Source organism: Endozoicomonas sp. SESOKO1, from assembly GCF_024606265.1.
In the GTDB taxonomy this organism is placed as follows: Bacteria; Pseudomonadota; Gammaproteobacteria; order Pseudomonadales; family Endozoicomonadaceae; genus Endozoicomonas.
This window is the reverse complement of record NZ_JAHHPP010000185.1, coordinates 1-10,493: the sequence shown is the minus strand read 5'-3', so window position 1 is coordinate 10,493 and position 10,493 is coordinate 1. Positions and strand designations below refer to the sequence as shown.

10 protein-coding genes and 1 pseudogene are annotated in these 10,493 nt (G+C 48.8%); 8 read left to right on the top strand and 3 right to left on the bottom strand.

All coding sequences use genetic code 11. The features are described from left to right. The 4 genes and pseudogenes from KDK13_RS09045 to KDK13_RS09030 form a co-directional block, all read left to right on the top strand. Positions 1-256: DmsC/YnfH family molybdoenzyme membrane anchor subunit (locus KDK13_RS09045; protein WP_257284651.1), on the top strand; the 256-nt coding region annotated here is incomplete at its 5' end. A gap of 21 nt (positions 257-277) precedes the next feature. Next, entirely contained in the window at positions 278-403 is a 126-nt protein-coding gene (locus KDK13_RS09040) for a UvrD-helicase domain-containing protein (protein WP_257284653.1), read from the top strand. After that, positions 370-894, top strand: a pseudogene (locus tag KDK13_RS09035) (nuclease-related domain-containing protein); the annotation flags it as partial. The gene KDK13_RS09040 and the pseudogene KDK13_RS09035, both read left to right, overlap by 34 nt. Before the next feature lie 727 nt (positions 895-1,621). Then, on the top strand, positions 1,622-1,813 hold the full coding sequence (locus KDK13_RS09030) for a hypothetical protein (protein WP_257284649.1): 192 nt from the start codon (positions 1,622-1,624) through the stop codon (positions 1,811-1,813). Between the two features lie 29 nt (positions 1,814-1,842). Here KDK13_RS09030 and KDK13_RS09025 read toward each other — a convergent pair whose 3' ends face one another. Together KDK13_RS09025 and KDK13_RS09020 are read right to left on the bottom strand one after the other, a co-directional pair. Beyond that, positions 1,843-2,115 (bottom strand): Txe/YoeB family addiction module toxin, encoded by a 273-nt coding sequence (locus KDK13_RS09025; protein ID WP_257284648.1) that lies wholly within the window; start codon positions 2,113-2,115, stop codon positions 1,843-1,845. After that, positions 2,112-2,357, bottom strand: coding sequence for a type II toxin-antitoxin system Phd/YefM family antitoxin (locus tag KDK13_RS09020; RefSeq protein ID WP_257284647.1), 246 nt, complete (start codon positions 2,355-2,357; stop codon positions 2,112-2,114). Before KDK13_RS09020 ends, KDK13_RS09025 begins: the two co-directional genes overlap by 4 nt. Before the next feature lie 157 nt (positions 2,358-2,514). Here KDK13_RS09020 and KDK13_RS09015 point away from each other — a divergent pair, with 157 nt between their 5' ends. Then, a complete protein-coding gene (locus KDK13_RS09015) occupies positions 2,515-3,915 on the top strand; it encodes a plasmid segregation protein ParM (protein ID WP_257284646.1) in 1,401 nt (466 codons plus the stop codon). Between the two features lie 101 nt (positions 3,916-4,016). On the opposite strand, the gene KDK13_RS09010 is transcribed toward KDK13_RS09015, so the two are convergent. Beyond that, the gene (locus KDK13_RS09010; RefSeq protein ID WP_257284645.1) at positions 4,017-6,905 is read right to left on the bottom strand and encodes a ZmpA/ZmpB/ZmpC family metallo-endopeptidase-related protein; all 2,889 of its coding nucleotides are present in this window, start codon (positions 6,903-6,905) and stop codon (positions 4,017-4,019) included. 329 nt (positions 6,906-7,234) lie between these two features. Here KDK13_RS09010 and KDK13_RS09005 point away from each other — a divergent pair, with 329 nt between their 5' ends. The 3 genes from KDK13_RS09005 to KDK13_RS08995 form a co-directional block, all read left to right on the top strand. Continuing rightward, complete coding sequence (locus tag KDK13_RS09005) at positions 7,235-9,661, top strand: DmsA/YnfE/YnfF family dimethyl sulfoxide reductase (RefSeq protein ID WP_257284644.1); 2,427 nt, start codon at positions 7,235-7,237, stop codon at positions 9,659-9,661. A gap of 20 nt (positions 9,662-9,681) precedes the next feature. Continuing rightward, positions 9,682-10,347: a DMSO/selenate family reductase complex B subunit gene (locus KDK13_RS09000; RefSeq protein WP_257284643.1), complete on the top strand. Its 666-nt coding sequence runs from the start codon at positions 9,682-9,684 to the stop codon at positions 10,345-10,347. A 2-nt stretch (positions 10,348-10,349) separates the two neighbouring features. Next, a partial coding sequence (locus KDK13_RS08995) for a DmsC/YnfH family molybdoenzyme membrane anchor subunit (protein WP_257284652.1) occupies positions 10,350-10,493 on the top strand: 144 nt, incomplete at its 3' end.

Here is a 10,493-nt window from a genome sequence, read left to right as displayed (position 1 = left end):
CCCGTTGTACCTGTTCTGGCTGGGTCAGGTTGACCTGCCTGCTAACCCTTTTGGCCTATTTGACTACCATGGTCGTTTGATGCTGGCCCGTCTCGCCCTGCTGTTTGCCGGTCTGGGAGTCTGGGTGATGGCTGCCACCCGTGGCAATAATACGGCAGTAGGTCTCGCAGCAGTGAGCACCGCCCTGGTGCTGGCCGCTGAACTGTGCGGCCGTGTCTTCTTTTATGATATGCACATGTTTGCCAGCGGTATGTGATCCAGTAAATTCCTCCGCTACATCGACGGTCCGCTGCTGATTATTGCCGGACCGGGTTCGGGTAAAACCTATACGCTGGTTGAGCGCATTATGAACCTGCTGGAGATTTCGGTGAGGCCAAAGTCAGGGCGGTACTCTCTGAACTGAAGGGAAAAGTGATCTATGGGTTTATTGGTAGCCAGAATATTTTTTACGCCGGGAAGAACTTTGAGATTGATTTTGTCCTGAGCGTCCCCGGTGTTGGCTTTATTATGGCGGAGGTTAAATATCACTCAGGCAAGATCATTTGTGATAACAAACCAATGTGGACGCAGTACAAAACCAACGGCACTACTTACGAGTATAAGAATGCTTCTCAGCAGGTTATCAGGACACGTGGTTTGTTTAAAAAGCTGCTTACTGACCATGATATGAATAAGTGGCCAATAAAATCAGTGGTTATCTATGCCCATGAAAATGCGGTGATCTATCCGGCAATGAGCCCGGATAATCCGCAAACCGATGTGGTTAAGCTGGAAAATCTGGAATCGTGGATCAAAAAGCTGCCAAGGAATGACCGGATCAGAATGACCCGGGAGGAGCATGAGCAGATAGAAAAGCTGATCGGCAAACATCATCGGGAATACGAAGAAGCGTAGAGGGAAATTTGATGAATAGAATAGTAAAAAGCTGCTGATCGTCCTCAACCTGTTTCTATTCATTTTTGGTGGGCCTGTTGCACTGTTGGTTGGTGGTTGGGCCAGTTTTTTCCTGTATAAACTTTCATTCCCTTCAGCTGGAGGTGACTCTTATTCTGGGCATCAGGCGCAGTATGATCACTCGGCTGGCCACCATGATGTATTCGAGGATGACCTGTTTGAGAGCAGTGACTTCAGTTCACACTCATCCTCGGTTTTTTCAGATGACAGTACAATTGATGCTTCATTTTGTAATGCGGGCATAGGCCGTAACGGCAGCGGTACAACGGATATAAATCCGGCTACCGGTACGCCTATGGTCGGAGATGGAATTGACGGGTTCGATGTGGGTGGAAGTCCTTATGGGTAAACTGTGGAACGAAATCATGTTTACTTCATGTGAAGAAATTGATTTTGAAGGGAAGGTTGAAGAGATAAAAAAATTAAGGGCTAAGTATGAATAATGCACACGACTTAATTAAGTCAGAAATTTTAGAAGTTTGGGATAGCGAGATCAGGATGAGAAGTAGTTCATAGTTTGCTTTTGAGGCGTATTTACCATTAGCTCTGGCATAAATGCTGAGAAATATCCGTATTCAATGTTTACCCTACTTATAACAGTAAAGAGAACAATCATATTGTAAATATAGATGCTATTGAAAAACACATATCAGCACCGCAAAAAGAAGTGGAAATAGAAAGAATGCTTGATCATTCTGGAAAGGAGCATTCCGAAAACGGTCTTTATTTTAATCGTGATTTTGAGCGAAATGAGATAAAGAATTTAACCTTGGAGCAGGCCAAAAAGTATTTGGATGATTCACTAGAAGATTGGATTCAGCGAAATAAAAATGAGATGGATCAGGAAATGGAATTGTGACCATAAGGGGCTACTGCCCCTTGCCTGGATTAACTCTTACGCAGGCTTTGGTAATGGTAACGCAGTCCGGCTATTAATAAGGCATCTTCTGTGGGCTTATAAATAAATCGGTGTTCGTCATCCAGTCGCCTTGACCAATAGCCAGACAAGCCATGCTTTAACGGTTCAGGCTTTCCGATGCCCTCAAATGGCGTTCGCTTGGCTATATTAATGAGATTATTGATTCTCTTTACCATTTTTTTATCACTATTTTGCCAGAACTGGTAATCATCCCAGGCTTGTTCTGAAAAAATGAGTTTCATATCTTTCGCTCAATTCCCGAACCACTTTCAAGCTCTGCGATTGATTCCAGTAATCGCCTGGCGTTTTCAGGACTTCGGAGTAGATAAGCTGTTTCCTGAAGTGCCTGGTAGTCTTCTAGTGACATCATTACAACGGCTCTTTCATTTTTTCGGGTAATGATTACCGGCGCATGGTCATCGCAAACCTGTTCCATGGTTTTCGCCAGCGAGCTTCTGGCGTTGGTATAGCTTATTGTGTTCATAACTTCACCTAATATTGTACATGTACTTTTTGTAGTACATATAAAGGCAATGGTCAACCACTTCAACTAAAAAAATGAACTTATGCACAAACACCCAGTCAATACAGTCGTTAACCTGTCTGATTAATCAATAGGAATTACAGGAGCGCTGACAACGATGAACTCTTTAACACCTGGCACCCAGATACAGGCTCAACCAACATCCTGGCAAAGTCCGCAGACTCCGGGGCAGTCATCAGGCAATAGAACATTGGATTTCAGCTATAACGCATCAGGGGTTGGCTTTGACTATGGCTCATCCTGGATTGGTTTTGAAGAAGAAAATTGTCAGGAGGAGTTGAAAGCGAAAGTTGGCTTAACTCAATTACACGCAGGCCTGATCAACTATGAATTATTCGAGGATGTTCTCCTGAAGAAATATGACCTGTCTGATTGTGCGCTTGATGATTGTTCAAAAAAATTCATTGTTAACCTGATGATTGCCAGCCTGATAAATGTCCGTATGGAGATAGGGCAGACAGGCCGAAAAGGGTGTTACAACTCCAATCAAAGTGTGGGAGATTGTATTAAAAGTCTGGAAACGCTGGTCAAAGAGGGATGGGACGAAGAGTCGGCAAAGAATCTGGGCGGTAATCTCATATTTGAAACTCAGTCACTCGGGGTTACCACGACACCAGAATATGTTAATTACAGTGGTATGACGTACCAGGGAGGAACTAAATTAATCTCGGAGTTCAGGCTTAGGGCGAGAGATGGTTATATCCGGGAAAATTCAGCGCTATTTGCCCACGATGGAGCAACAGAGAAAATCAGCAATGCCCTGAAAAATTTTAGCCAGCAGATAATTAATGGATATGCTCCTGGACTGTTTCCCCTGCAACCACAAAAGTTTGACCTGACCGGGCAAAAGGCTGTCATTGATATTGAGGCAAACAGAATGTTTCCTGGTGATGAATACAAAGTGTGTGCCGAGCGGGACAGAGTGCAGGAAAACATGTCCCAGGCCTTGAAGCAAATGACCTCTCCTGACTCCGGACTGGTCAAAATAATACTCACGACCCCGCACGCTGCTGGCTGTTTGGTTGACGCACAAAAAGAGGTTCTTGGAAAAAGCCTGACCGCAGTGGATCAAAACTTACCAATCCCCTGTTACAGTGCATGCATTTTGTACTCCCTGATCAAAAAAGAATATGGTTACCATGAAAAGTTGATCGAAGCAGGAATTGACCCCAATGCATTAGCTTTTGCAGTAAAGGCATGCATGAATATCCATAATCTTGCAAAAGCCCGACAAGGTACTGACAGTGACATAGGTCAGTCACCCGCAGAAGTAGAGATCAGTAGTGAAGAATTATACGAGGCTCACAGACAAAGCCTGGGAGATGTCAACCGGGTGGCAATCTTTCAACACTCGCTGGAATGCCGGGCTTTGCAAGACCAGCTTCGGCATAAGTTTGCTTTTTTACCCTTTAGCGAGTTCCTTTCTGTGCTAAACCAGCCAGAACACCTCGAAGCACTGGGAATCAAACCAGAATATATTGATACTGGTAATCGCTGATAAGCGCTTTCAGAATAATTAAGGACGCTCTCACTTTCAGGCCGGGTGACCGGGAGAAATATATGGGTGTCCTGTTTCTGCCTCTGACTTCATTGAAAAAACTACTTCCTGTACTGTTTGTGCACGTTAAGCGTTTTTGGCGGTAGAACAATAGTCAGTGGTGTTTCACTATCATCATTGTTCTTTTCATTGGTTTCACCATTGATGGGAGGAAGTGGTACCCGCAATGGCTCTTTGGTATCGGGTTTTTTTTCTGTCAATTCCTCGTGTTGTCCCGCTGGCTGTCCATTCTCGGGGAAAGTAATTGGTCGTCTATCCGTCGCGATGGCATAGGATTCTTCCGTAAACAACAGGTTAAAACCATAACGCGCATCGCTTCTCGATGGTTCAGGTGTCTCCCGACCCGGTAACGAGCGCAAGTTGTTCATTTCAAACATTTCAGCTGGTTGTTCATACTCATGTTGTCGTTTTTTTCTCAGGCAGAAGACCGCCAGGGCGGTGATCGCTATGGCGGCCACAGCCACTGTCAGAGTTGGTATGAGGTATAAAGAAATGTTGGCTGATTTCAGGATTCCGGTGGGGCTACCCGGGTCTGTTGCTGGAGTGGCCGAAGGCGTAGCCCCGTTGCTGACAGGCAGTGTGGTCAAAATACTGGCGTCCCGGGGGGAGCGTGGGGTAGAAATACCCGCCGCACTGTGGGGGGCTATCGGTATTGCCGTAGTGCTGTTTGGCGCAATAGAAGAGCTGAACAGGGTAGACGACGTGGTGACCCTGTTTGATAGCGCTGTTGTTACGTGACTGGTGGAGATAGTGCTTGCCGACCCGGTGGTGAGCGGGATCGTTGTTGTGGACAATGAGGTTAAGGCCAGCGGAGTCGCCGGGGTCTCGATGACTCTGGATGTGCTGGAGATTACCGGACTTGTTACATCTGTGCCCAGAGTCATGTTGCCAGGTTTTGGTGCGGTGGAAATCGCTATGCCTGACGTCAGTGATTCCGGTGACACCGGAGTCGACAAGGTATCGATGGCAGTGGATGTGCCGGGTATTGCCGGGTATGTTGCCTCTGAACCAAGGAGGATGTTGCCGGGTGTTGCGGGAGTTATTGGTTCGGTAGCTATCGATACGGGCGTAACCGATGTCAAGGTTGGCGGGAGCGAGGAAGTACTGCCCTCGGGACATGGGTCACGACGCAGGGACGAGCCATTTCGAAAGCCTTCCAGATCAATGCAATCACAACGGGAGGGTTTGAATAACCGGCCGTCAATGGTGGTGTTACAGGCAATAGTTCCTCTTACATCGGTCTTTGCACAACCGGCTTTGCCTACGCTGGCGTCGATACAGGCATAGGCGTCACCTTTAACCTGTGCAGTGCTGTTGAACACGGTCGTATCGATAACCTCTGCACCTGTGGCGACCCCCGCAGCAAATCCCACATGGGCCCTTCTGCGCTCGGTGGTGATACTGCACTGATTGACTTGAGTATCCGATAACCTGGCACCATGAGATGCATCACCGGCACCGACGCCTGCGTAACCCCCTTCACCATGGGTATGGATAAAACATCTTGCTGCTTTCAGCTTCTCCAGCCTGGTTTCATGCTCCATTTTACCGACACCAATGCCAGCATGCGCATCCTGCCCGGCTTTGGACATGCCAGTGCCAGCACTGACATCGCCGGTTATAACGCTACACTTTTTGCTGATCATATTATGGATGCTGCTCCAGGATTTCATGACTCCTGCCCCGATAGCCCCATGGGCCTGATAGCCGCTGGTTGAGACAGCGCAATTTCTGGCGTCCAGAGTGTCAATGGTGCTTCTCTCTTGCATCTCTGCTGAACCAACTGCAGCCAGGGAATGTGTGCCTGTTGTTGAGATTGCGCAATTTTTGGCAACCAGAGTGTCAATGGCGCTTCCCTTGCGCATCTCTACTGAACCAATCGCAGCCTTGGAGGACCCTTCTGTGGTTAAGACGTTGCTACGTCTCACTGTCAAATTCTGTATGTTGCATTTTAGATGCATATATCCGGCACCAATGGCCGAATTTGACCCTTTACCTGATGCTGTAACGTAGCATTGCCCGACATTCAGAGCACTTATGCTGCAGACTTCGTTCAGCCCAGCAGCACCGATCGCCGCATAGGTGTTATCACCTGTGGCGGAAACGTTGCACCCAGTGGCCTTCAAATTCTCTATTTTACTGAATTTCGATACTTTGGCTGCACCAATAGCGGCATGGCTTTCATAGCCACTGGTGTTGATCACGCTGTCTTTTACCGTGATATTGGCAATATGACCATGATTCTTTAAGTTACAGGCAACCACTGCGGCTAATTCTTTTGGATGTGTTTTGTTGATATTGGCTGCGTTCAGTTTCAGATTGGCTACAGTACCTTTGCTGACCGTGCCGAATAAACAGTCACTCAAGCCGGTAATTATCTTGTTATTGCCATCGTATGTGCCGGTAAATGGGTGATCGTCGTTGCCTATGGGTGTCAGTTTTCTGTCTGTGGCACTGATCCGGCCAGTTTGTTGATAATCGTCATTGAGCCCAAAGGAATCATTGTTACCAATCTGCGCAAGTGTCTCAAAGTCAGGTACATCAATTTTTTTGGCGATAGCACCGGGCAATAGCGCAGTGCCAACCAGGGCAAGAGGACTGGATAGATAGGGGGCAACCTGTCGCAGTGCCCACAGGCACTCACCTGCCGGGATCACTGACTTGGCCAGGCACATGGCCGTATCGGCTATTTCGCGCCAGTCAGGCCTGGCCAGTGTCACAGGCCAGCCAGTGTCAATAACCAGTTTGCCCTGCTTATCAACATCACAGATGGGTGGCAATGTCAGACAATACGTTTTGATCATATTTGCCAGAGTTATTATATGACCACGGTAATTTGCCGTTGTGACAGTATTGGCAAATGGTTGCTCCGTTGATGTTGGTGGGATCTCTGTCAATGGCTCCCTGGCGGTGTTTACCGTGTTGTGCATGGATCTCATCCCGATAAAGTCGTTGACAGGGTTATAGTCAACCCTTCGGGGTTTGGCAGGAAATTTACTCTATGAACTATTCTCAATGCCCTCAATGGCTGGTATGGCGTGCTCGGCAGTGTTCTCGATAAGTTCCTACCCCTTTCAGTAATTGCCTCAAACCCTGCAAAAAACTGATCTATGTCAACCGGTTATTGATTAGCCTGCTCGTATTATCCGCAGCATTTCAACAGTTCATTATTTACACAGGGATACATTCTGCAAGGAGTGTGTCTTAAAGCGACGTGGTTATGTGCTGGTTTCCGGTTTTAGTGATAACGGTAAAATAAATGAAGCAACTTCTCGATAGTGCGCTGTCGTCTGTCATCAAGCGAAGAACCTTTATGAAGTGGAGTACTGCTACAGGCAGTGCCGCAGTGGTGGCTGCAAACACTCTACCTCTGAAAGCATCTGCTGCAGAGAGCAAACCTGCAGAGGAAGAGATCAAGTCTGTCTGGTCATCCTGCACTGTGAACTGCGGTTCCCGCTGTGCTCTTCGTCACCAGGTAAAAGACGATGTAATTCTTTATACCGAAACGGATAACACCGGCAACGATGTTTATGGTGATCACCAGGTAAGGGCGTGCCTGCGTGGCCGTTCATTCCGCAAGCGTGTCTATAATCCGGACCGTTTGAAATATCCTATGAAACGCATTGGCAAACGGGGAGAAGGCCGTTTTGAACGTATCAGTTGGGATGAGGCGCTGGACACCGTCGCAGATAGCCTGAAGCGCATTAAAAAAGAGTATGGTAACGAAGCTATCTATCTGAACTATGCGACAGGAACACTGGGTGGAACGGTGGCCAAATCCTGGCCTCCGGCATCCAGCCCGATTGCCCGCCTGATGAACTGCTGGGGGGGTTATCTGAATCATTATGGTACCTACAGTACCGCCCAGATCTCCATTGGGATGCCCTATCTGTTCGGTGCCAATACCAACAACTGTATTTCTGATTTGGTGAATACCAAACTGATTGTCAACTTTGGTAATAACCCTGCTGAAACCCGCATGAGTGGTGGCGGTGTGATTTATCAGCTGGCAGAAACCCGGCAGAGAAGCAATGCCCGGATGATTACCTTCGATCCTCGCCTGACAGACACGGCACTGGGGGATAATGACGAGTGGGTACCTCTGCGTCCGGGTACAGATGCTGCACTGGTTGCGGGTATGGCCTGGGTCATGATTACTGAGAACCTGGTGGATAATGACTTCCTGGCACGATACACCGTGGGTTACGATGAAGATTCTCTGCCTGCCAGTGCCCCAAAAGGCGCTTCCTGGAAGTCCTATATCCTTGGCAAAGGCCCGGATGGTGTCGAAAAGACACCAGAGTGGGCATCTAAAATCACGGCGGTACCGGTAAAAACCATTATTCGTCTTGCCCGTGAAATTGCCATGACCAAGCCGTGTAATGTTATGCAGGGATGGGGGCTTCAGCGTACCGCTAACGGTGAACAGGCCTGTCGTGCAGTAGCTATGCTGGCGGTTATGACGGGTAATGTTGGTATTGCCGGTGGCGGCAGTGGTGCCCGCGAAGGCAGTTACTCCATGCCATTTGCAGCATTCCCGACGCTGAGCAACCCGGTGACCACGGCCATTCCCATGTTCCTGTGGACCGATGCCATTTATCGCCACCATGAGATGACGGATAAGACCGATGGCATCCGTGGAGCGGAGCGACTGAGTCAGCCAATCAAGTTTATCTGGAACTATGCCGGCAACTGCATCATCAATCAGCACTCTGATATCAACCGCACTCATGAAATCCTGCAGGATGATACCCAGTGTGAAATGATTGTGGTCATCGATAACCACATGACGGCCAGCGCCCGTTATGCGGATATTATCCTGCCAGACCTGACGGCGGCTGAGCAGCCTGATTTTGCCCCCAATGGCAGTTCCGGAAATATGGGCTATGCCATCTTCTGTGATACTGCAGTCAGCCCAATGTATGAATGTCGCTCCATTTATGACATGTGTACGGCCATTGCCCAGCGTCTTGGTGTTGAACAGGCGTTTACCGAGGGACGTGACCAGGAAGCCTGGCTACGCCATATCTATGCTGAGGCCAGGGCTAAAAACGCCACTCTTCCGGACTTTGATACCTTCCGCAAGGCAGGGATTGTGAAGCAGAAGAATCCCGGTGAGCCAGTTATCGCTTACCAGGCATTCCGTGAAAACCCGGAAGCGAATCCCCTGAATACACCGTCTGGCAAGATTGAAATTTATTCCGAGCGTCTGGCTGAAATCGCCGCCAGTTGGACACTGAAGGATGATGAAGCTATTCGTCCACTGCCAGAATATGTTTCATCCTGGGAAGGCCATGAATCACCAGCAGTCGGGAAATACCCGTTGCAGCTGTTTGGCTTCCACTATAAATCCCGTACACACTCAACCTACGGCAATGTTGATGTCATTAACGATGCCTGTCGTCAGGAAATCTGGCTTAACCCAATGGATGCTTCGCAGCGTGGGATCAAAGACGGCGATATGCTCAAAGTCTGGAATGATCGTGGGGAAATCCGTGTGGTGGCAAAGATAACCGAACGCATCATGCCTGGTGTTGTTGCCATGGGGCAGGGCAGTTGGTACGCACCAGATCGTAATGGTGTGGATCGTGGAGCCTGTATCAATACATTGACCACATTACGGCCATCACCACTGGCTAAGGCAAACCCCCAACACACCAATCTGGTTGACATTGCCAGGGCATAACAGGACAGGAATAAAGTTCGATGAAGCAATCCTCGATAAAACAGCCCTCGATAAAACAGCCCCCGATAAAACAACTGGGATTTTACGTCGACACGGCCAGGTGTACGGGTTGCAAAACCTGTCAACTGTCGTGCAAAGATGAGAATGACCTGAAAGTCGGCGTCAACTGGCGCCGGGTCTATGAATACGGCGGTGGTAGCTGGCTTCAGAATGAAGATGGCACCTACACCCAGGACGTGTTTGCCTATTACACCTCCATCAGCTGTAACCACTGCGCCAGACCAGCTTGTACCAAAGCCTGCCCAACCGGTGCCATGCACAAGCGTGACCAGGACGGCCTGGTGGTTGTGGACGCTAACGTATGTGTTGGCTGCCGTTACTGTGAAATGGCCTGCCCGTACGGTGCACCGCAGTTTGATGCCGAGAAGAAAGTCATGACCAAGTGTGATGGCTGTTTTGACCGGGTTGAACAGGGCAAGCAGCCGATCTGTATCGAATCCTGTCCACTGCGTGCCCTGGATTTTGGTCCGATCGAAGAATTGCGCGCCAAATACGGAACAGAGGCGGATATTGCGCCACTGCCAGACTCTTCACTGACCGGGCCTTCGCTGGTGATGAAGGCGAGCCGTCATGCCAAACCTTCCGGTGACAAAACCGGACGCATTATTAACACACGGGAGGTGTAACCATGCACGAGTTGCCACTGGTATTTTTTACGGTGCTGGCCCAGGGAACCGTTGGCCTGTTCCTGGTACTGGCCTGCCTGTTGATGGTGAACAGCGATACCAATCGTCAGCAGCTGCTGAATAAACTGCTGATGGTGGTTCTGGTG

Bases quoted from the DNA above. Each gene is read 5' to 3' on its own strand.
- KDK13_RS09005 (WP_257284644.1), top strand. From the start codon at position 7,235: ATGAAGCAACTTCTCGATAGTGCGCTGTCGTCTGTCATCAAGCGAAGA.
- KDK13_RS09025 (WP_257284648.1), bottom strand. From the start codon at position 2,115: ATGAAACTCATTTTTTCAGAACAAGCCTGGGATGATTACCAGTTCTGG.
- KDK13_RS09020 (WP_257284647.1), bottom strand. From the start codon at position 2,357: ATGAACACAATAAGCTATACCAACGCCAGAAGCTCGCTGGCGAAAACC.
- KDK13_RS09015 (WP_257284646.1), top strand. From the start codon at position 2,515: ATGAACTCTTTAACACCTGGCACCCAGATACAGGCTCAACCAACATCC.
- KDK13_RS09010 (WP_257284645.1), bottom strand. From the start codon at position 6,905: ATGCACAACACGGTAAACACCGCCAGGGAGCCATTGACAGAGATCCCA.
- KDK13_RS09000 (WP_257284643.1), top strand. From the start codon at position 9,682: ATGAAGCAATCCTCGATAAAACAGCCCTCGATAAAACAGCCCCCGATA.